Below are 21,557 nucleotides of genomic sequence, written 5' to 3' on the forward strand. Positions count from 1 at the left end.
TTTTGGGCGAAAAAAAACCGGAGGCGATGGTCTCCGGTTTTTTTTTACTTAGCTCTTACGCAACGTCTTCGTACTGAGGAACCGGGTTACGGAAGCTCTTCGTGACGCACGCCAGGTAAACCAGGCCGATACCCGCCCAAATCAGGCCAAGCACCATGGAACTCTCTTCCAGGTTAACCCACAGCGCACCCACGGTCAGCGCACCACACATCGGCAGGAACAGATACTGGAAGTGATCTTTCAGCGTTTTATTACGCTTTTCACGGATCCAGAACTGAGAAATAACCGACAGGTTAACAAAGGTGAACGCCACCAGCGCACCGAAGTTAATCAGCGCAGTTGCCATCACCAGGTCAAAGTTAATCGCCAGCAGAGCAATAGCGCCGACCAGGATGATGTTCATCGCCGGCGTACGCCAGGTTGGGTGAACGTAGCCGAAGAAGCTTTTCGGGAATACGCCGTCACGACCCATTACATACATCAGACGTGCAACGCCTGCGTGCGCGGCCATGCCGGATGCCAGTACCGTGATGGTGGAGAAGATCAACGCGCCAACCTGGAACGCTTTACCCGCCACATAGAGCATAATTTCTGGCTGAGAGGCATCCGGATCCTTAAAGCGAGAGATATCCGGGAAGTACAGCTGCAGGAAGTAGGTCGCAAAGATAAAGATCAGACCACCAATCAGCGCCGTCAGGAAAATAGCACGCGGGATAACACGCTCTGCGTCCTTGGTCTCTTCAGACAGGTTGCTGATGCCGTCAAAACCGGTAAAGGAGAAGCACAGAATAGTTGCCCCGGTAATCATCGGGATCACATGCGCATCACCAGACCAGAACGGCTTGCTGCTCGCCAGGGTACCTGCGCCTTCACCGTGGAAGACACCAAAGATAACCATGCCCAGAATCACGGCAATCAGGATGACCTGAAGCACAACAATAACGGAGTTAAAGTTCGCAACGGACTTGATGCTGCGCAGGTTGAACGCCGTCATAAAGGCCACCAGCGCCACGACGAACATCCACGAAGGGATCGACGGCACCAGTGCTTCAAAATAAATTTTAGCCAGCAGAATGTTGATCATCGGCGCGAACAGATAGTCGAGCAGCGAAGACCAGCCCACCATAAAGCCAACGGTCGGGCTGATGGATTTCTGGGCGTAGGTGTAGGCGGAACCGGCAGACGGATAGCGACGGACCAGTTTACCGTAGCTCAGCGCGGTAAAGAGGATCGCAATCAGCGCGAAGGCGTAAGCCGTCGGCACATGACCGTCTGTGAGGCCTGATACGATACCGAATGTATCGAACAGCGTCATTGGCTGCATATAGGCAAGGCCCATCATAACAACCGGAACTAACGTAAGGGTTTTACGTAATTCCACGCGAGAGGTGTTTGGAGTTGCGTTATGCGACATAGTTATTCTCCTTTACGGTGATAACCGCCACGTAAGCGAAAAATTGCCCCATTTCTGTATTCCTCAGCGACAACAACTGTCGGATTTTAGTAAATATCTATCCGGTACGAAGCCCGGCCTCTTGGTTTTTAGTTTCGTTTCATACGTGCAAAAAAAAATAACCGACGCCTTTTATATCGTCGATTATTCATTTGGTTGCAGCGGCGCATTTTGCCCCACATCGGATACAAAAGGCAATACTTTGCAACGCCCGGGGCGATTTTCTTTTTTCTAACTGGCTGATTTCTCGACGCTGCTTTGCGAGTAAACGGCAGCAATAGCACTATTTGCTAAAATTTCGTCCCGCCACCAGGCACTTGCCAGCCCCGCAGTTTGTTCATTCCAGCCGACCCACACCGATTCATTGCTGCTTTGTGCAAGCACCTGTTTTTCAACAAGCGCACCGCTGTCTAAAAACCGCTGTGCCAGATAGCGGGGTAAATAGCCGCACCCCAGGCCACTGATTTGCAGCTCCAGCTTGGTTTTATAGTCGAACACCGTGATCGCCTCCTGCTCATCAAGCAACTGCGTGGAGGCCGCACAGTCGGGACGCGAGCTGTCACCGACCACAATGGCGCGGTAACCTTTAATCGTGCGCCGGTTAAGGGGTTCCGGCTCCTGCGCGAGCGGATGGTGTGGCGCGACGGCGAAAACCTGCTCCAGCACACCCAGCCGGGCGAAACCGAAATCGCTTAACTGGGGCGGTTCATGCAGCGCACCGACAAAAATATCGGCCCTGCCCTGAGTTAAGGCATCCCATGAATCGCCCAGCACGCCATTAATGAAGATTAATCGGGTTACGCTGTGGTGCTGATAGAACGCCTCAATCAGCGGCGTCAGAAGAGAAAACGGAAAAGTATCATCAACGCCGATGACCAGTTCGTTCTCCCATCCCTGGTGCAGTTTGACGGCCTGTTTTTCCAGTTCGCGAACGGTATGCAGGACGTCGCGCCCCTTCTCCAGCAGCATCTGCCCGGTACGGGTAAAACGGGCGCGGTGACCAGAGCGATCGAGGATCTGGATATTAAGATCGCTTTCCAGTTTATGAACGGTATAGCTCAGCGCCGACGGGGTTTTGAAGAGCTTTGCCGAAGCAGCGGCAAAGCTCCCCTCTTTTTCCAGTGCATCCAGAATAATAAGAACATCCAGCAGCGGTTTCATGTTCGCCCCCTTCCGGTGTGCGATCGTTTCCGCTGAGAAACTTATTCCATCGGCATCACCAGCGGATCGGGATATTGATACTCAAACCCCAGCTCATGACAAATGCGATTGCCATCAACAATTTTGCCTTTACTTTCGTCCTTTGCTTCACCAAAAACAGGCGGAACCAGACCCAGCTGGCGTGCCATCAGCGGGTAAAACGTGCTCCGCGCTGGATGAGAAGGCGCACATATATTATAGATGTGCCCACCTTTTGGAGCCTGTAAGAGTAGTTCTATTGCGGCAATTACGTCATCAAGATGCACAAGATTGACGCCATGTTGTCCGTCTGGCGCGGATTTTCCCGCGAAGAAGCGCCCTGGATGTCGCCCGGGGCCAACCAGACCTGCCAGCCGTACGATATCGACCTGGGTGCCGGGAAGATGATGCAGCCAGTCTTCCAGCTCTTTCAGCACTTTACCGCTCGCGGTAACGGGATGACGCTCAGAGGTCTCTTTCACCACGCCGTCAACATCGCCGTAGACCGAGGTTGAGCTGGTAAAAATAATGCGTGGGACGTGATGCGCCAGCGCGCTGTCGACAATCTCCTGCATCGCCTGCAGATAAAATGATTCGCCCGGGCCACTGCGCCGTGCCGGTAACGTAATCACCAGCGCATCAACGTTCATCAGCGTGTCCAGATCGTCAGCATCACACACCAGTTCGGGTTCCAGACGCAGCTCGACGCCGTCAATACCGCACATGCGCGCCGCTTCTACCCCATCCGCCGTGGTTTTGCTTCCGGTCACCTGCCAGCCTTTTGCGGCCAATGACATCGCCAGCGGCATTCCCAGCCAACCTAAACCGACAATCGCGACCTTTTTCATTCGAATTCTCCTGACTTTTACTCGTCTTTCTTAAGGCTACGCCAGCCCGACAGAACACACAATTCATAGCGTCAATATGAAATGAATTAATGATCAAAAAAAGCCCTTGCAATCAGTCATACAACTGGTTTAGGTTAAAAGACATCAAATGAATAAGCATTCATCGAGAATTTTATGACACGCGTTCAATTTAAACACCACCATCATCACCATCATCCTGACTAGTCTTTCAGGCGATGTGTGCTGGAAGACGTTTGGATCTTCCAGTGGTGCATGAACGCATGAAAAAGCCCCCGGAAGATCTTCTTCCGGGGGCTTTTTTTTGGACCAAATTCAGACAGGTTAAAACAGGTTAACGAGGAAAACAGAATGTTAGATAACTCACGTTTACGCATAGCTATTCAAAAATCAGGCCGTTTGAGTGATGATTCACGCGAACTGCTCGCCCGCTGCGGGATTAAAATCAACCTGCACACCCAGCGCCTGATTGCCCTGGCTGAAAATATGCCCATCGACATTCTGCGCGTGCGTGATGACGATATTCCCGGCCTTGTGATGGATGGCGTTGTTGACCTCGGCATCATCGGTGAAAACGTGCTGGAAGAAGAGCTCCTGACCCGCCGCGCCCAGGGTGAAGATCCACGCTATTTTACCCTGCGTCGTCTGGACTTCGGTGGCTGCCGCCTGTCGCTGGCCACGCCTGTCGATGAAGCCTGGGACGGCCCGGCCGCGCTGAACGGCAAGCGTATCGCCACCTCCTACCCTCACCTGTTGAAACGTTACCTGGATCAGAAAGGCGTGCAGTTTAAATCCTGCCTGCTGAACGGCTCTGTTGAGGTGGCACCGCGCGCGGGTCTGGCTGACGCCATCTGTGACCTCGTCTCTACGGGCGCCACGCTGGAAGCGAACGGTCTGCGCGAAGTGGAAGTGATTTACCGCTCCAAAGCGTGCCTTATCCAGCGCGACGGCGAAATGGCCGATGCGAAACAACAGCTGATCGACAAACTGCTGACCCGTATTCAGGGCGTGATTCAGGCCCGTGAATCGAAATACATCATGATGCACGCGCCAACCGAACGTCTTGATGAGGTCATTGCCCTGCTGCCGGGCGCAGAGCGCCCGACCATCCTGCCTCTGGCCGGTGACCAGCAGCGCGTCGCCATGCACATGGTCAGTAGCGAAACCCTGTTCTGGGAAACCATGGAAAAACTGAAGGCGCTGGGCGCAAGCTCAATTCTGGTGCTGCCAATTGAGAAGATGATGGAGTGATGGCCATGAGCTTTAACACAATCATCAACTGGAACGATTGTTCGCAAGAACAACAGCGCGCGCTGCTGATGCGTCCGGCGATTTCTGCCTCAGAAAGCATTACCCGCACCGTGGCCGAGATCCTTGATAACGTCAAAGCCCGTGGCGACGATGCGCTGCGGGAATACAGCGCAAAGTTTGATAAAACCGAGGTTGGCGCTTTAAAGGTAACTGAACAGGAAATCACGGACGCGGAAAGCCGCCTCGGAGATGAGATCAAACAGGCGATGGCCGTCGCGGTGAAAAACATTGATACCTTCCACACCGCGCAGATATTGCAGGCGGTCGATGTGGAAACCGTGCCCGGCGTACGCTGCCAGCAGGTCACGCGTCCGGTAGCGTCGGTGGGGCTTTACATCCCCGGTGGTTCCGCCCCGCTGTTCTCTACCGTATTAATGCTGGCAACCCCGGCACGCATCGCCGGTTGTCAGAAAGTTGTACTGTGCTCGCCGCCTCCGATTGCCGATGAAATTCTCTATGCGGCAAAACTGTGTGGCGTACAGGCGGTGTATAAAGTGGGTGGTGCACAGGCAATTTCCGCGCTGGCGTTTGGTACCGAATCCATTCCTAAAGTGGACAAAATTTTTGGCCCGGGCAACGCGTATGTGACCGAAGCAAAGCGTCAGGTCAGCCAGCGCCTGGACGGTGCCGCAATTGATATGCCTGCCGGTCCTTCTGAGGTGCTGGTGATTGCCGACAGCGGTGCAACGCCGGACTTCGTCGCCTCCGATCTGTTATCCCAGGCAGAACATGGCCCGGACTCACAGGTTATTTTGCTGACGCCGGATGCGGATATGGCAAGACGCGTGGGTGAAGCCGTTGAACGTCAGCTTGCCGACCTGCCGCGCGCCGACACGGCACGCCAGGCACTCTCAGCAAGCCGCCTGATTGTGGCGCGCGATCTGGCGCAGTGCATTGCCATCTCCAACCAGTACGGCCCGGAACACCTGATTATCCAGACCCGCAATGCGCGCGATCTGGTTGACAGCATTACCAGCGCAGGTTCGGTCTTCCTTGGCGACTGGTCACCGGAATCCGCCGGCGATTACGCTTCCGGCACCAACCACGTTCTGCCAACCTACGGCTATACATCAACCTGTTCGAGCCTCGGGCTGGCGGATTTCCAGAAACGCATGACCGTACAGGAGCTGTCCCGCGAGGGGTTTGCCTCTCTGGCCTCCACCATTGAGACCCTGGCCGCCGCCGAACGTCTGACCGCCCACAAAAACGCCGTTACGCTGCGCGTTGCAGCCCTGAAGGAGCAAGCATGAGCATTGAAGAATTAGCCCGCGAAAATGTCCGTCGCCTGACGCCTTATCAGTCTGCTCGTCGTCTGGGTGGCAACGGTGATGTCTGGCTGAACGCTAACGAATACCCGACGGCCGTACAGTTCGAGCTCTCGCAGCAAACGCTGAACCGCTATCCGGAATGCCAGCCGAACGCGGTTATCGAAAATTACGCCCGGTACGCAGGCGTAAAGCCTGAGCAGGTGCTGGTCAGCCGGGGGGCAGATGAAGGCATTGAACTGCTGATCCGAGCCTTCTGCGAACCGGGTAAAGACGCGGTGATGTACTGCCAGCCAACCTACGGAATGTACAGCGTCAGCGCAGAAACTTTTGGCGTGGCGTGCCGTAACGTGCTTTCGCTGGAAGACTGGCAGCTCGATCTGCAGGGGATTGCCGACAATCTTGACGGCGTGAAAGTGGTGTTCGTCTGCAGTCCAAATAACCCGACCGGGCAGATTATCAACCCGCAGGACATTCGAACCCTGCTGGAGATGACGCGCGGTAAAGCGCTGGTGGTGGCTGACGAAGCCTATATTGAGTTCTGCCCACAGGCGACGCTGACAGGCTGGCTCGAGGAGTACCCGCACCTGGTTGTACTGCGTACGCTGTCAAAAGCTTTCGCTCTCGCTGGCCTGCGCTGCGGCTTTACGCTGGCCAATAAAGAAGTCATCGACCTGCTGATGAAAGTGATTGCGCCATATCCACTCTCTACGCCGGTTGCCGACATTGCGGCGCAGGCTTTGGCCCCTCAGGGGATCAAGGCGATGCGCGAACGCGTGGCACAAATTCTTGAAGAACGGCAGTATCTGTTCACTGCCCTGAAAGATATTCCCTGCGTGGAGCAGGTATTCGACTCTGAAACCAACTACATCCTGGTACGCTTTACCGCGTCGAGTGCCGTATTTAAATCTTTATGGGATCAGGGCATTATCTTACGAGACCAAAATAAACAACCATCCTTAAGCGGCTGTTTGCGTATTACCGTAGGCACCCGTGCAGAGAGTCAGCGCGTGATTGACGCCCTGAAAGCGGAGAAAGTATGAGCCAGAAGACCCTCTTTATCGATCGTGACGGTACCCTTATTTCGGAGCCGCCAACCGATTTTCAGGTCGATCGTTTCGACAAACTGGCTTTTGAACCCGATGTAATCCCGGTGCTGCTCAAACTGCAGAAAGCCGGCTATAAGCTGGTGATGATCACTAACCAGGACGGGCTGGGTACCGACAGTTTCCCGCAGGCGGATTTTGACGGCCCGCATAACCTGATGATGCAGGTGCTGACCTCTCAGGGCGTTGAATTTGATGAGGTGCTGATCTGCCCACACCTGCCTGCCGATGAATGTGACTGCCGCAAGCCGAAGGTAAAGCTGGTCGAACGCTACCTGGCGGATGACGTGCTGGATAAAGCCAATAGCTATGTTATTGGCGATCGCATGACCGATATTACGCTGGCGGAGAACATGGGTATCTCCGGGCTGCGCTATGACCGTTCCACCCTTAACTGGGCAAAAATTGGTGAGCAGTTGACCCAGCGTGACCGCTACTCGCACGTTGAGCGCAACACCAAAGAGACGCAAATCGACGTTAAGGTCTGGTTGGATCGTGAAGGCGGCAGCAAGATCCACACCGGTGTGGGTTTCTTTGACCATATGCTGGACCAGATCGCGACCCACGGTGGTTTCCGCATGGAGATCGCCGTGAAAGGCGATTTGTATATCGACGATCACCACACTGTGGAAGATACCGGCCTGGCGCTGGGTGAAGCGCTGAAGCTGGCGCTCGGCGACAAACGCGGCATCAACCGTTTTGGTTTTGTGCTGCCGATGGACGAGTGCCTGGCGCGCTGCGCAATGGATATCTCCGGGCGCCCACACCTGGAATACAAAGCGGATTTTACCTACCAGCGCGTGGGCGACCTCAGCACCGAAATGGTTGAACACTTCTTCCGTTCATTGTCCTACACCATGGGCCTGACGCTGCACCTCAAGACCAAGGGCAAGAACGACCACCACCGCGTGGAAAGCCTGTTCAAGGCCTTTGGCCGTACCCTTCGCCAGGCGATTCGTGTGGAAGGTGACGCCCTGCCCTCATCGAAAGGAGTGCTGTAATGAATGTGGTGATTCTGGATACCGGATGCGCCAACCTGAACTCCGTAAAATCGGCAATTGCCCGTCACGGCTATGCACCGGACGTGAGTCGCGACCCGGACGTCGTACTGCGCGCCGATAAGCTTTTTCTGCCCGGCGTAGGGACAGCGCAGGCGGCGATGGATCAGATCCACGAGCGCGAGCTGGTGAGTCTCATCAAAGCCTGTACTCAACCGGTGCTGGGAATTTGTCTCGGCATGCAGCTCTTGGGCCGACGCAGTGAAGAGAGCAACGGCGTTGATCTGCTCGGGATTATAGACGAAGACGTGCCGAAAATGACCGATCACGGTCTGCCTCTGCCGCACATGGGCTGGAACCGTGTTTATGCCAAAGCCGGTGACAGACTGTTTCGCGGCATTGAAGACGGGGCCTATTTTTACTTCGTGCACAGCTACGCCATGCCGGTGAATCCGTACACCATTGCCCAGTGCAATTACGGCGAAGCATTTACCGCGGCGGTGCAGAAAGATAACTTCTTCGGCGTGCAGTTTCACCCGGAACGTTCGGGTGCCGCAGGCGCACAGTTGCTGAAAAACTTCCTGGAGATGTAATGATTATTCCCGCTTTAGATTTAATCGACGGCACGGTTGTCCGTCTCCATCAGGGCGATTACGGACAGCAACGCGACTACGGTAACGACCCCTTGCCACGTCTGCAGGATTACGCCGCCCAGGGCGCGCAGGTGCTGCACCTTGTGGATTTGACTGGTGCAAAAGATCCGACAAAACGTCAAATCCCACTTCTTAAAAAACTGGTGGCCGGCGTGGATGTCCCCGTCCAGGTAGGCGGTGGCGTACGTACGGAAGATGACGTTGCGGCGCTGCTGGACGCTGGCGTGGCGCGCGTGGTCGTCGGCTCGACTGCCGTTAACGATCCTGAAAAGGTTAAAGCCTGGTTCCGCCGCTTTGGCGCTGACGCGCTGGTGCTGGCGTTGGATGTTCGTATCGACGAACAGGGTAACAAGCAGGTTGCAGTCAGCGGCTGGCAGGAAAACTCTGGGGTGACGCTGGAAGAGCTGGTTGAGAGGTATCTGCCCGTTGGCCTGAAGCACGTGCTGTGCACCGATATCTCCCGCGACGGCACGCTGGCAGGCTCTAACGTTTCTTTATATCAAGAAATCTGCGCGCGTTATCCGCAGGTGGCCTTCCAGTCGTCGGGCGGTATTGGTGATATCACTGATATTGCCGCGTTGCGCGGAACGGGTGTACAGGGCGTGATTGTGGGCCGGGCCCTGCTGGAAGGTAAATTTACTGTGACGGAGGCGATTCAATGCTGGCAAAACGGATAATCCCTTGCCTGGACGTACGTGACGGCCAGGTAGTGAAAGGCGTGCAGTTCCGCAACCACGAAATCATTGGCGATATCGTCCCACTGGCAAAACGCTACGCTGAAGAAGGCGCAGATGAACTGGTATTTTACGATATCACCGCCTCCAGCGATGGCCGCGTCGTGGATAAAAGCTGGGTGGCGCGCGTGGCAGAAGTGATTGATATTCCCTTCTGCGTGGCAGGTGGGATTAAATCTGCGGAAGACGCGGCAAAAATCCTCTCCTTTGGTGCCGATAAGATTTCCATTAACTCCCCTGCTTTGGCAGACCCGGAGCTGATTACCCGTCTGGCCGATCGCTTTGGGGTACAGTGTATTGTCGTGGGGATTGACACCTGGTATGACGCCGCAACGGGTAAATACCATGTCAACCAGTACACCGGCGATGAAAGCCGGACCCGTGTAACCCAATGGGAGACGCTGGACTGGGTGCAGGAAGTCCAGAAACGTGGCGCAGGCGAAATTGTGCTGAACATGATGAACCAGGACGGCGTGCGTAACGGCTATGACCTTGAGCAGCTGAAAAAAGTCCGCGCGGTCTGCCACGTACCGCTGATTGCTTCCGGCGGTGCAGGCACCATGGAACACTTCCTTGAAGCCTTCCGCGATGCAAACGTTGACGGCGCGCTGGCGGCCTCTGTGTTCCACAAACAGATTATCAATATTGGTGAGTTAAAAACGTACCTGGCCGACCAGGGCGTGGAGATCAGGGTATGTTAACAGAGCAACAACAGGCACAACTGGACTGGGAAAAAACTGACGGATTACTGCCGGTGGTTGTACAGCATGCCGTCTCAGGTGAAGTGCTGATGCTGGGATATATGAACCAGGATGCACTAACCAAAACCATCGACAGCGGCAAGGTCACCTTTTTCTCGCGTACCAAACAACGCTTGTGGACCAAAGGGGAAACCTCTGGCCATTTCCTGAATGTAGTCAGCATTACGCCGGACTGCGATAACGATACGCTTCTGGTGCTGGCGAATCCGATCGGCCCAACCTGCCACAAGGGCACCAGCAGCTGCTTCGGCGACGCAAGCCACCAGTGGCTGTTCCTGTATCAACTGGAACAGTTACTCGCTGAGCGTAAAACGGCGGATCCTGAAAGTTCGTATACAGCTAAGCTGTACGCCAGCGGGACTAAACGTATTGCGCAAAAGGTAGGGGAAGAAGGCGTTGAGACAGCACTGGCCGCGACCGTGCATGACCGCGAGGAGCTGACGAACGAGGCGTCGGATTTGATGTATCACCTGCTGGTACTGCTGCAGGATCAGGAGCTGGATTTGACGGTGGTGATTGAGAATCTACGTAAGAGACATAAATAAAAAAACCGGGGAATGTCCCCGGTTTTTTTATCTGATGAGAATCACGCTTTTGGTTTGTAGTTCCGCAACGCGTTGCGACCCAACACCACACCTGAACCGATAATCCCGCCAAGGAGTACGGCAAGGATTAGAGTGATGGCTTTTTTCGGACTGTCGCGATAAACAGGAAGATCCGGTTTCATGACATAGCGATAGACATGAATGGTGTCCGGGTTAACATTCAACTTCTCAATATCCAGCAAGTTCTGCTTAGTCTGATAGTACGCTCCAGAGAACACCAGCGGACGAGATGCTTCGTTTTCAATCATCGATTTCAACGCTTCGCTGCCTAACAGGAACATGGTTTCCTGCGTCACGTCTTGAGTTTGCTGAATCTGTGGAGAAGTGATTTTGGCCGCTTCAGCGTTCTTCAGCGCTTCCGTAATCTGTTTAATGCGCAGATCTTTTTGTTCCTGCGAGACTTTCTCCTGGTTCTCCAGGGAGTCATTCAGGGTTGTGATCTGCTGCTTAATGTTATCTTTTAGGTCAAGCGTAAGTTCTTTCGCCGTCTGTTCATCAACCTGCTGAATATACTGGGCAAGCTGCTTTTGCGCAGCTTCAGCAGTTTCACCAACATAACTGACGGTCAATGGAAATGCTTGTCCCTTAACCGTGGAATCGATGGTTAGCTTTTCCGGGATTTCCTGATTTTCAAGCGCCTGCGCTAATGCAGAAAAGGATGAATTAAAACGACTAATTGCACGGGTCTGGATATCCAAAATTGAAGGCGCGGCACTTCCGTATAGAATATTCAACGCATTTGCATACGTTGCAATCTGTGCGGCATCCGGCTGGGCTATGATAGCGGACGATGTCCATTTCTCTTTTGCTACGGTGATGTAGATCCCGGCCAATATGATAAATACAGCAACAAAAGCTCCAACAACCCACTTTCCACGCCACAGTTGCAGCACTAAATCAAGTAAATCAATTTGCTCCGGGTCATTACTTCTGCTGACCAGGTTATTGTTGTTCTGCGTCATACAATCCCTAACAGATGATAAAGGGCAAAAATAAACATGTTCACATAGTGTATCTGTTGCTATGAATTTTTCTATAAGAATCCGATGAGTTAAATCGGAAAGATGGGTTATGTAACTGGCATCCGCCGCGCTATGATAGACGCAATGTGATGCGTGATGGCATCAGTAAGAACACATATTTATGAGGGAAGGTATGAAATTTCTGGTAACGGGTGCAGCAGGCTTTATCGGTGCAAATGTCAGCAAACGACTCCTGGATGCCGGTCATCAGGTCGTCGGTATTGATAACCTGAATGACTACTATGATGTCAATCTTAAGCTGGCACGTCTGGATCTGCTGACATCTGATAATTTCGCCTTCCACAAGCTGGACCTGGCCGACCGTGAAGGCATGGCCACACTGTTCGCCCGTGAGAAATTTGATCGCGTCATCCACCTAGCCGCACAGGCAGGTGTACGCTACTCGCTTGAAAACCCTCACGCCTATGCAGATGCCAACCTGGTAGGGCATCTCAACGTGCTGGAAGGCTGTCGCCATCACAAGGTACAACATCTTCTGTATGCGTCTTCCAGCTCCGTTTACGGTCTGAATCGCAAGATGCCTTTTTCGACTGACGATTCGGTCGATCACCCTGTCTCACTTTATGCCGCGACCAAAAAAGCCAATGAACTGATGTCGCATACCTATTCCCACCTGTACAACCTGCCCACGACGGGCCTGCGTTTCTTTACCGTGTACGGTCCGTGGGGTCGTCCGGATATGGCGCTGTTTAAGTTCACCAAAGCGATGATTGAAGGCAAAAGCATTGATGTCTACAACTACGGTAAGATGAAGCGTGACTTCACCTATATTGATGACATCGCCGAAGCCATTATCCGTCTGCAGGATGTTATTCCTCAGGCCGATGCAGACTGGACCGTCGAGACCGGTTCCCCGGCGACCAGCTCCGCGCCTTATCGCGTTTACAACATTGGTAACAGCTCTCCGGTCGAGCTTATGGATTACATTACGGCGCTGGAAGAAGCTCTCGGCAAAGAAGCAGAGAAAAACATGATGCCGATTCAACCGGGTGACGTGCTGGAAACCAGCGCCGATACGAAGGCATTATATAAGGTGATTGGTTTTAAACCACAGACGTCGGTCAAAGACGGGGTGAAGAACTTTGTCGACTGGTATCGCGCTTTCTACAAGGTCTGAAAATAAAAAACCCGGCAACATGGCCGGGTTTTTTACGTGCGTTAAGAGTAATCAATCGCTTCCGAACAGATCGCGGGTATAGACTTTATCCGCCACGTCGGCCAGTTCTTCCGCCATACGGTTAGAGATAATCACATCCGCTTCCTGTTTGAATGCATCCAGGTCACGAATCACACGGGAATGGAAGAATTCATCTTCCTGCATCGCTGGCTCATAAATAATCACCTGAACGCCTTTGGCCTTAATACGCTTCATGATCCCCTGAATGGAAGAGGCGCGGAAGTTATCAGAACCGCTCTTCATGATCAGGCGATATACACCCACCACTTTCGGCTGACGCGCGAGAATGGAATCGGAAATGAAGTCTTTACGCGTACGGTTTGCATCAACAATCGCTGAAATCAAATTGTTTGGCACAGCCTGATAGTTCGCCAGCAGCTGTTTGGTATCTTTTGGCAGGCAGTAGCCGCCATAGCCAAACGACGGGTTGTTGTAATGGTTACCGATACGCGGGTCGAGGCACACGCCTTCGATGATCTGACGGGTGTTCAGGCCCAGACTCTCGGCATAGCTGTCCAGCTCGTTGAAGTAAGCCACGCGCATTGCCAGGTAGGTATTCGCGAACAGCTTGATCGCTTCGGCTTCGGTGGAATCGGTAAACAGCACCGGGATATCTTTCTTGATTGCGCCTTCCTGAAGGAGAGCAGCAAAACGCTCCGCACGCTCAGAGCGCTCACCGATCACGATACGGGATGGGTGCAGGTTATCGTATAACGCCCTGCCCTCGCGCAGAAACTCTGGCGAGAAGAAGACATTATCAATACCCAACTCTTCTTTGATTGATTTAGTGAAACCGACCGGAATGGTCGACTTAATGATCATCACTGCATTCGGATTAATCGCGATAACGTCTTTGATCACGGCTTCAACCGTCGAAGTGTTGAAATAGTTGGTTTTTGGATCGTAGTCTGTTGGGGTCGCAATGATGACAAAGTCCGCATCACGATAAGCATCTTCTTTATCGGTCGTTGCACGGAAATTCAGCGGTTTGTTCGAAAGGTAATCCTGGATTTCTTTGTCTACAATCGGCGATTTCTTCTGATTCAGCATATCCACTTTGGACTGTACGATGTCCAGCGCAACCACTTCATGGTTCTGCGCAATCAAGATACCGTTTGAAAGGCCAACATAGCCTGTTCCGGAAATGGTTATTTTCATTCGTTTGGCTTCTTCAGTATGAGTTTCTGGTGACATCTAAGGGTCACCACAATGAATAACTGGTGGTTTTTTATCGCTAATGCTAATTCACTGTCAAGGTGCATGCCCGGCTGAAGAATACGTTGACTCCACAGATATCGTTATCACAACAGAGCATGAAGTACCGGGTTTCCAGCAATAGTGGGGCACTTAACGCTTATAGGCCCATAAAATGGATAAATAGCGGACTGACTCAAATCAGACTAATCCCTTGGTAAGGTTAAGCAGATATTGACCATATCCCGTCTTTTTAAGTGGCTCTGCAAGCAGCAGAAGTTGTTCCGCATTAATAAATCCCCTACGAAAAGCGATTTCCTCTGGGCAAGAAACCTTTAGTCCCTGTCGCTCCTCTATCGTTGCGATAAAATTACTCGCCTCAATCATACTTTGGTGTGTTCCGGTGTCCAGCCAGGCGTATCCTCGTCTCATCATTGCGACAGACAATCTGCCCTCTTGCATATAAAGACGGTTGATATCGGTGATTTCCAATTCACCCCTATCCGATGGGCTCAAACTTTTAGCCATCTCAATGACATCATTGTCATAAAAATAAAGACCGGTTATGGCGTAATTACTTTTGGGTTGTTGAGGTTTCTCCTCAAGACCAATTACGGTCCCTTCTTTGTCAAATTCAACAACACCATAACGCTCCGGATCGCTGACATGATAGGCAAAAACGGTCGCCCCTTCTTCCTGACTTGCAGCCCCTTCAAGCAGTCGCGGAAGGTCATGTCCATAGAAAATGTTATCCCCTAACACCAGTGCACAGTTGTCGTTTCCGATAAACTCTTCGCCAAGGATAAAGGCCTGAGCAAGCCCGTCGGGGCTCGGTTGCACTTTATACTGCAGACGCAGCCCCCACTGGCTACCATCACCCAGCAGTTGCTCAAAACGCGGCGTATCCTGTGGCGTGCTGATAATAAGGATGTCCCTAATGCCAGCAAGCATCAGTGTTGATAGCGGATAATAGATCATCGGCTTATCGTAAATCGGCAACAATTGTTTACTTACCGCCATCGTGACGGGGTAAAGACGTGTGCCAGATCCGCCAGCTAAAATGATACCTTTACGCTTAATCATTACTTACGTTCCCCATAATTCTGATCAATCCAGCTTTTATAGGCGCCACTTTTAACATTAGAAACCCATTTCTGATTGTTCAAATACCACTCAACGGTTTTGCGAATACCACTTTCAAAGGTTTCAAGCGGTTTCCAGCCCAGTTCGGCACTGATTTTGTGAGCGTCGATCGCGTAACGGCGGTCGTGCCCTGGACGGTCAGTAACATAAGTAATTTGTTCCCGATAGGATCGTTCCTTGGGCACGATTTCATCCAGCAGATCGCATATGGTGTGTACAACCTCGATATTTTTCTTCTCGTTGTACCCTCCAATATTATACGTTTGCCCCACGACACCCGTTGTCAGAACGGTATAAAGTGCACGCGCATGATCTTCCACGTATAACCAGTCGCGGATCTGATCGCCCTTACCGTAAATGGGTAAGGGTTTACTTTCCAGAGCATTCAGGATGACAAGTGGAATGAGTTTTTCCGGAAAATGGTAAGGCCCATAGTTATTGGAACAGTTTGTCACAATTCCCGGCAGGCCGTAGGTACGTATCCACGCGCGCACTAAATGATCGCTGGAAGCTTTTGATGCTGAGTAAGGGCTACTTGGTGCATATGCCGTTTTTTCAGTAAAGAGTGGCAACGGAGTAGCTTCATGATATTCGTCCGGATGAGGCAAATCACCATAGACTTCATCAGTTGAAATGTGATGAAAACGAAATGCAGATCTTGCTGCTCCGTTCAGTGACGACCAGTAAGAACGGCTGACCTCTAACAAAACATAGGTGCCAACAATATTGGTTTCAATGAATTCAGCCGGTCCAGTAATAGAACGGTCAACATGGCTTTCAGCCGCCAAATGCATCACCGCGTCAGGCTGATGAGTGGCAAATATACGTTCTATGGCATTTTTATCGCATATATCAGCATGCTCAAAAACGTAACGTTCACTATCACTTACTTCACGCAAGGATTCCAGGTTACCGGCATAGGTTAATTTATCAACGTTAACAACGCTATCCTGAGTATTGCTAATAATATGTCGTATAACCGCGGAGCCAATAAACCCGGCACCGCCAGTAACTAGAATTTTCACGCAGTCTATTCCGTTAAAGTGAGTTGAGTGGATTTTACAAGATAAAAAAGCCCGGTATCGCTACCGGGCTTTATGGAATGGCAGAATCAGATTAATCCAACCATTCTGTGTGGAACACGCCTTCTTTATCAGTGCGCTTGTAGGTATGCGCGCCAAAATAGTCGCGCTGCGCCTGAATCAGGTTCGCAGGCAGAACGGCAGCGCGGTAGCTGTCGTAGTACGCCACTGCTGCGGAGAAGGTTGGTACTGGAATACCGTTCTGAACGGCATAAGCAACCACATCGCGCAGCGCCTGCTGGTATTCGTCGGCAATCTTCTTGAAGTAGGGCGCCAGCAGAAGGTTAGCAATACCCGCGTTTTCCGCATAAGCATCGGTGATTTTCTGCAGAAATTGTGCACGAATGATGCAACCTGCGCGGAAGATCTTCGCGATTTCGCCGTAGTTCAGATCCCAGTTGTTCTCGTCTGACGCGGCACGCAGCTGAGAGAAGCCCTGCGCGTAGGAGACGATTTTGCCCAGGTACAGAGCGCGGCGAACTTTCTCGACGAATTCAGCTTTGTCACCGGCTGGTTTAGCCTGTGGGCCAGACAGCACTTTGGATGCCGCAACACGCTGCTCTTTCAGAGAAGAGATATAACGCGCAAAGACGGATTCGGTGATCAGAGACAGCGGTTCACCCAGATCCAGAGAGCTCTGGCTGGTCCATTTACCGGTGCCTTTGTTCGCTGCTTCATCCAGGATCACATCAACCAGGTATTTACCCTCTTCATCTTTCTTGGTGAAGATATCTTTGGTGATGTCAATCAGGTAGCTGTTCAGTTCGCCTTTGTTCCACTCGGTAAAGGTTTCAGCCAGCTCTTCGTTAGAGAGGTTCAGGCCGCCTTTCAGCAGGGAGTAAGCTTCTGCGATGAGCTGCATGTCGCCGTATTCGATGCCATTGTGAACCATCTTCACGTAATGGCCTGCACCGTCTGGACCAATATAGGTCACACACGGCTCGCCATCTTCCGCAACAGCAGCGATTTTGGTCAAGATTGGCGCAACCAGTTCGTATGCCTCTTTCTGACCACCAGGCATGATAGATGGGCCTTTCAGTGCGCCCTCTTCACCACCGGAAACACCGGTACCGATGAAGTTGAAACCTTCAGCAGAAAGCTCACGGTTACGACGAATAGTGTCCTGGAAGAAGGTGTTACCGCCATCAATGATGATGTCGCCTTTTTCGAGGTAAGGTTTCAGAGAGTCGATAGCAGCATCGGTACCTGCGCCCGCTTTCACCATTAACAGGATACGACGAGGCGTTTCCAGAGACTCAACAAACTCTTTCACCGTATAGAACGGAACCAGTTTCTTGCCCGGGTTCTCGGCAATCACTTCTTCAGTCTTATCACGGGAGCGGTTGAAAACGGAGACGGTATAACCACGGCTTTCGATGTTGAGCGCCAGGTTGCGCCCCATCACTGCCATACCGACAACGCCGATCTGTTGTTTGGACATTACATACTCCTGTCAGGTGTGGATACCCCGCCGTAAAGATAGCGGCGGGTAAAGTGAATAACATGTTAACTCAGGTTTAAGGCGAGAAGGTAGCAATAGATGTGCTCTTCAGACTCAACTTAAAGGGCATTAAATAGCAGTCTGTGCTGCATTAATATGCGCCATCGCGGTGGAGAACTACCTTTACAGTTTTAAAGAGAATGGCAATGTCATTCCACAGCGACCAGTTTTTAACATACCAGGAATCAAAGTAAACGCGCGTGTCATAATCAACGTCATTACGCCCGCTTACCTGCCACAGCCCCGTCATCCCAGGTTTTGCCATCAGATAATAGTCCACATTATCATCATAGCGAGGCAACTCTTCCGAGATGATTGGTCTCGGGCCAACCAGACTCATCTGTCCTTTTAGTACATTAAATAACTGAGGAAGTTCATCAAGACTGGTCTTACGAATAAAGCGACCTACGGGCGTGATTCGAGGATCATTTTTGAGTTTAAAATCGCGTTCCCATTCTTCACGAGCCTTAGAGTCAGAATCAAGAAGTTGCTGCAATACTTCCTGTGAATTCATCACCATAGAGCGGAATTTATAGCAGGGGAAAAGTTTGCCATGCCTTCCAACGCGCATATGCCCATAGATTGCTGGTCCACCGTCGCGAGTGACTTTGTACCAGAGATAAATAAGCAGTGGCGACGATATGAGGATGATAAGTAAGGAACAAACAATATCGAAAGTGCGCTTTAGGAAGCGCGAGGTTCGCTTTGCAAGATTATTATGTATCCGTAACAGCATTACTTCGTGGCTGAAGATGAATGACATATCGGTGTTATAAAGCGGTAAGCCGCGTAGCGAAGGAATAACCGTTACGGAACGACAGTCTTTTTTAGACAATTCACGTAGCCAGTTCATCGTTTTATCACTATTTTCCATTTCAAAGGCAACAATGAAATGGATATCCCCGGTTTTCTTCATTTCCCAAAGAATATTGGGATTATGCAGAACAGGGAGCCCCTGAAGCATCGTTTCTGAAGACTCTTCATCATAAAATGCAACGACATCAAAGCCTAACATCTCTTCACTTTGTAAGGCGAAATAAGCCTCAACAGCATTACTTCCGCTTCCTATGATGACAGTTTTTTTCTTCCAAATACCAAGTCGATTCAGAAGCTGTTTGGTCATTGCTCTGAAAAATGGAAGCAAGATTAACGCGAAGGTCCAGCAAAAGACCCACACATACCGAGAAAATTGCCATTTAGAAAAGGCCACAAGGGCCAGATCAAATACGGCAAAAATAACGATTGTTCGGATGATTTCCTTCAACTCAAACCAAAATGGTTTGCGATAAGAATAATGACGTAACCGAATCCAGAACCATCCCACGCAGATCACGCTCAAAACGACATGAGAGATGATACGCATCTCCAACTGATTATCCGGTATAAACCGATACAGATCGTTAAAGATCCAGTATACACAACCTATGGAAAGCGCAAGTGAGATATTAAAAAAAATAAAATCCGAGGCTGCCAGAAAAATCTTACATAGCAACGGGTTATATTTATTCAAAAAATTATCCGTATCCATGACAACACCTGAGATTAGCGAGGATTTATATTAAATACAGGCATTGGCTCCTGATTTTTTTGGCATTCGAGATATTTTTTGGCGACGTCAATGGCTTCGCGGATAGTAACGTCCATATCCAAATAGCGATATGTGCCAAGGCGACCAACAAAGGTAGTGTTTTTGAGCGCCTGTGCTTTATCCAGGTAGCGGTTAAGTAACTCTTTTTCCTTTACCATACGAATTGGGTAATAAGGGACGTCTTTTTCAGTACACAAACGGCTGAACTCGCGGTAGCACGTCGTATTTTCGTGTGATTCCCAAGGAGAAAAATGCTTATGTTCGGTGATTCGAGTGTAAGGGACGTCTTCCTCACAATAATTGATAACAGCCGTCCCTTGATAGTCGCCTTCAGCAGAAAACTTTTCGAAATCTAGCGTACGATACCCGAGACGCCCTTCGCTAAAGTTAAAGTAACCATCAAGCGCACCTGACCAAAATACATGCTGGAAGGCATCACCTTCATCCGCAGAAAACTCAGTATCTGTTCTCACTTCGATCAACTCATGATCGAGAATCTTTGCAACCATATCGGTATAGCCTTCTTTAGGCATGCCCTGATACTTGTGGTTGAAGTAATTATCATTGTAGTTAAATCGTAACGGGAGACGTTTCAAAATACTTGCCGGCAATTCTGTCGGTTCAACGCCCCATTGCTTACGCGTATAACCCCGGAAAAACGCTTCATAAAGCTCACGACCAATCATGCTGATTGCCTGCTCTTCGAAGTTCTGTGGTTCGACAATAGATTTATCTGCTTTAGATTCGATGAAGGCGCGAGCTTCATCAGGGCGCAGCGTTTTATTGAAAAACTGGTTAATCGTGTGAAGATTAACAGGCAACAGATAGACGTTGCCTTTGTAGATAGCCTTTACGCGGTTTGTATAAGGCATAAATTCTGAATAATCATTTACGAAATCCCAGACTTCTTTATCATCCGTATGGAAGATATGGGGTCCGTACACATGTAACATAACATTAGTCTGCGGATCACGTTCAGAATGGCAATTACCTGCAATATGAGAACGCTTATCAAAAACAACGGATGATGTTCCTTGCTCTGCTAACAGCCTGGCAATAACAGCCCCAGAGATTCCTGCACCAACAATAGCAACTGTCATTTTGTTCCCCAAAAATGTCTTTTTAATAATCCAATACCCTTCAGAAGCAAGTTCTCACCATCAATATTGACTACTGGCATATATTTGATGATCAGCCGACCGCGCTGATGATGAAGCCATACATTGAAAAGTCTTTCTGCCATAAAACCAAATACGCGTTTTTGGTACGCATCATAATTCTTATAATCAATTTTTTGTTCAAGCGCGAATAACAGTGGGAAGAGCCAAGAAAAATATTGATCTATGAGAGATTTTTTACAGACGAACATATTGTACAAGCTGATCTTAGTGCCACCCATAACGTGGTCAAAATCTGTGAGATAATCAGGTTGCTGCCGCGCAACTTCATCTCGCAGTAGAGTGTAGTCCGATTCATGATGAGCGTGAACATAATGGCTTCTAATGGTCGTGATATAATAGTTACGTGGTTTAGCAACCAGGATATCAGCGTTTTCCAGAAGATTCATCATCTCTTTAGGTGAGGCAATGCGCTTACCCTTAACCATCAGATTACTAGCAGAGGAGGCAAAATATCGACGGTAGTGCGCGAGCCCTACAATATCTTCCTGAGAGTTCTTCCAAATCCAGTACGCTGCGGTGAGTTCGCAGAAGAACGAATTTAGATGGGCGATGTTGTCGCCAGCACAATCTTGCTCGTAATTCGAAGAAATTCCATCACTCAACATGCCAACTTTAAGAGGTACATATTCTTGAGTAGTTGGAAATTCATAAGGCTTATGAGACACCACAAATACTTTCATTTATTACCTTTGACATAATCACTATCAGGCACGACAC

General features: G+C 50.6%; 22 protein-coding genes and 1 other annotated feature. Of the genes, 10 read left to right on the top strand and 12 right to left on the bottom strand.

The genetic code is table 11. The features are described from left to right. Positions 1–55: 55 nt before the first annotated feature. The 4 genes from plaP to HV340_RS14570 form a co-directional block, all read right to left on the bottom strand. Positions 56–1,414: a putrescine/proton symporter PlaP gene (gene plaP / locus HV340_RS14555; RefSeq protein WP_014170786.1), complete on the bottom strand. Its 1,359-nt coding sequence runs from the start codon at positions 1,412–1,414 to the stop codon at positions 56–58. Then, on the bottom strand, positions 1,404–1,466 hold the full coding sequence (yoeI, locus tag HV340_RS14560; protein ID WP_099458931.1) for a membrane protein YoeI: 63 nt from the start codon (positions 1,464–1,466) through the stop codon (positions 1,404–1,406). The genes plaP and yoeI overlap by 11 nt, the downstream gene beginning before the upstream one ends. 218 nt (positions 1,467–1,684) lie before the next feature. Further along, positions 1,685–2,614: a LysR substrate-binding domain-containing protein gene (locus HV340_RS14565; RefSeq protein ID WP_014170787.1), complete on the bottom strand. Its 930-nt coding sequence runs from the start codon at positions 2,612–2,614 to the stop codon at positions 1,685–1,687. A 41-nt stretch (positions 2,615–2,655) separates the two neighbouring features. Then, positions 2,656–3,480 (bottom strand): SDR family oxidoreductase, encoded by an 825-nt coding sequence (locus tag HV340_RS14570; protein WP_014170788.1) that lies wholly within the window; start codon positions 3,478–3,480, stop codon positions 2,656–2,658. A 174-nt stretch (positions 3,481–3,654) separates the two neighbouring features. Here HV340_RS14570 and hisL point away from each other — a divergent pair, with 174 nt between their 5' ends. The 9 genes from hisL (at position 3,655) to hisIE (ending at position 10,871) form a co-directional block, all read left to right on the top strand. Next, the gene (gene hisL, locus HV340_RS14575) at positions 3,655–3,705 is read left to right on the top strand and encodes a his operon leader peptide (RefSeq protein ID WP_001364200.1); all 51 of its coding nucleotides are present in this window, start codon (positions 3,655–3,657) and stop codon (positions 3,703–3,705) included. Next, positions 3,681–3,804: a sequence feature (His leader region), on the top strand. (Overlaps the previous gene by 25 nt.) Positions 3,805–3,849: 45 nt before the next feature. After that, entirely contained in the window at positions 3,850–4,749 is a 900-nt protein-coding gene (gene hisG, locus HV340_RS14580) for an ATP phosphoribosyltransferase (RefSeq protein WP_000886595.1), read from the top strand. A gap of 5 nt (positions 4,750–4,754) precedes the next feature. Further along, positions 4,755–6,059, top strand: a complete 1,305-nt coding sequence (hisD, locus tag HV340_RS14585) for a histidinol dehydrogenase (protein WP_025203710.1) — start codon at positions 4,755–4,757, stop codon at positions 6,057–6,059. Next, positions 6,056–7,117 carry a histidinol-phosphate transaminase gene (hisC, locus tag HV340_RS14590; protein ID WP_059305485.1) on the top strand — a complete coding sequence of 354 codons (1,062 nt, stop codon included), beginning with the start codon at positions 6,056–6,058 and terminating at the stop codon, positions 7,115–7,117. The genes hisD and hisC overlap by 4 nt, the downstream gene beginning before the upstream one ends. Continuing rightward, positions 7,114–8,181 carry a bifunctional histidinol-phosphatase/imidazoleglycerol-phosphate dehydratase HisB gene (hisB, locus tag HV340_RS14595; protein WP_032678505.1) on the top strand — a complete coding sequence of 356 codons (1,068 nt, stop codon included), beginning with the start codon at positions 7,114–7,116 and terminating at the stop codon, positions 8,179–8,181. The genes hisC and hisB overlap by 4 nt, the downstream gene beginning before the upstream one ends. After that, entirely contained in the window at positions 8,181–8,771 is a 591-nt protein-coding gene (gene hisH, locus HV340_RS14600; RefSeq protein ID WP_020883288.1) for an imidazole glycerol phosphate synthase subunit HisH, read from the top strand. The genes hisB and hisH overlap by 1 nt, the downstream gene beginning before the upstream one ends. Further along, the gene (gene hisA, locus HV340_RS14605; protein WP_014170793.1) at positions 8,771–9,508 is read left to right on the top strand and encodes a 1-(5-phosphoribosyl)-5-[(5-phosphoribosylamino)methylideneamino]imidazole-4-carboxamide isomerase; all 738 of its coding nucleotides are present in this window, start codon (positions 8,771–8,773) and stop codon (positions 9,506–9,508) included. The genes hisH and hisA overlap by 1 nt, the downstream gene beginning before the upstream one ends. After that, positions 9,490–10,266 (top strand): imidazole glycerol phosphate synthase subunit HisF, encoded by a 777-nt coding sequence (gene hisF / locus HV340_RS14610; RefSeq protein ID WP_014170794.1) that lies wholly within the window; start codon positions 9,490–9,492, stop codon positions 10,264–10,266. Before hisA ends, hisF begins: the two co-directional genes overlap by 19 nt. Further along, a complete protein-coding gene (hisIE, locus tag HV340_RS14615) occupies positions 10,260–10,871 on the top strand; it encodes a bifunctional phosphoribosyl-AMP cyclohydrolase/phosphoribosyl-ATP diphosphatase HisIE (RefSeq protein ID WP_044868269.1) in 612 nt (203 codons plus the stop codon). The genes hisF and hisIE overlap by 7 nt, the downstream gene beginning before the upstream one ends. 41 nt (positions 10,872–10,912) lie before the next feature. Here the strand turns inward: hisIE and wzzB are convergent, their stop codons facing one another. Next, the gene (gene wzzB, locus HV340_RS14620; RefSeq protein WP_059305483.1) at positions 10,913–11,893 is read right to left on the bottom strand and encodes an LPS O-antigen chain length determinant protein WzzB; all 981 of its coding nucleotides are present in this window, start codon (positions 11,891–11,893) and stop codon (positions 10,913–10,915) included. Between the two features lie 193 nt (positions 11,894–12,086). Here wzzB and HV340_RS14625 point away from each other — a divergent pair, with 193 nt between their 5' ends. Beyond that, entirely contained in the window at positions 12,087–13,091 is a 1,005-nt protein-coding gene (locus HV340_RS14625) for an NAD-dependent epimerase (RefSeq protein WP_059305482.1), read from the top strand. A 51-nt stretch (positions 13,092–13,142) separates the two neighbouring features. Here the strand turns inward: HV340_RS14625 and ugd are convergent, their stop codons facing one another. The 7 genes from ugd to HV340_RS14660 all read right to left on the bottom strand — a co-directional run bounded on the left by ugd (position 13,143) and on the right by HV340_RS14660 (position 21,520). After that, the gene (gene ugd / locus HV340_RS14630; RefSeq protein ID WP_020883283.1) at positions 13,143–14,309 is read right to left on the bottom strand and encodes a UDP-glucose 6-dehydrogenase; all 1,167 of its coding nucleotides are present in this window, start codon (positions 14,307–14,309) and stop codon (positions 13,143–13,145) included. A gap of 237 nt (positions 14,310–14,546) precedes the next feature. After that, a complete protein-coding gene (gene rfbA, locus HV340_RS14635; RefSeq protein ID WP_059305481.1) occupies positions 14,547–15,428 on the bottom strand; it encodes a glucose-1-phosphate thymidylyltransferase RfbA in 882 nt (293 codons plus the stop codon). After that, positions 15,428–16,513, bottom strand: coding sequence for a dTDP-glucose 4,6-dehydratase (rfbB, locus tag HV340_RS14640; RefSeq protein ID WP_059305480.1), 1,086 nt, complete (start codon positions 16,511–16,513; stop codon positions 15,428–15,430). The genes rfbA and rfbB overlap by 1 nt, the downstream gene beginning before the upstream one ends. A gap of 91 nt (positions 16,514–16,604) precedes the next feature. Further along, complete coding sequence (gene gndA / locus HV340_RS14645) at positions 16,605–18,011, bottom strand: NADP-dependent phosphogluconate dehydrogenase (RefSeq protein ID WP_023325612.1); 1,407 nt, start codon at positions 18,009–18,011, stop codon at positions 16,605–16,607. A gap of 151 nt (positions 18,012–18,162) precedes the next feature. Beyond that, the gene (locus HV340_RS14650) at positions 18,163–19,599 is read right to left on the bottom strand and encodes an undecaprenyl-phosphate galactose phosphotransferase WbaP (RefSeq protein ID WP_059305478.1); all 1,437 of its coding nucleotides are present in this window, start codon (positions 19,597–19,599) and stop codon (positions 18,163–18,165) included. A gap of 14 nt (positions 19,600–19,613) precedes the next feature. Next, positions 19,614–20,759: a UDP-galactopyranose mutase gene (gene glf / locus HV340_RS14655; protein ID WP_059305477.1), complete on the bottom strand. Its 1,146-nt coding sequence runs from the start codon at positions 20,757–20,759 to the stop codon at positions 19,614–19,616. Then, positions 20,756–21,520 (bottom strand): DUF4422 domain-containing protein, encoded by a 765-nt coding sequence (locus HV340_RS14660; protein WP_059305476.1) that lies wholly within the window; start codon positions 21,518–21,520, stop codon positions 20,756–20,758. The genes glf and HV340_RS14660 overlap by 4 nt, the downstream gene beginning before the upstream one ends. Positions 21,521–21,557: the final 37 nt, after the last annotated feature.

This window comes from Enterobacter sp. RHBSTW-00975, assembly GCF_013615235.1.
GTDB lineage: Bacteria > Pseudomonadota > Gammaproteobacteria > Enterobacterales > Enterobacteriaceae > Enterobacter > Enterobacter ludwigii.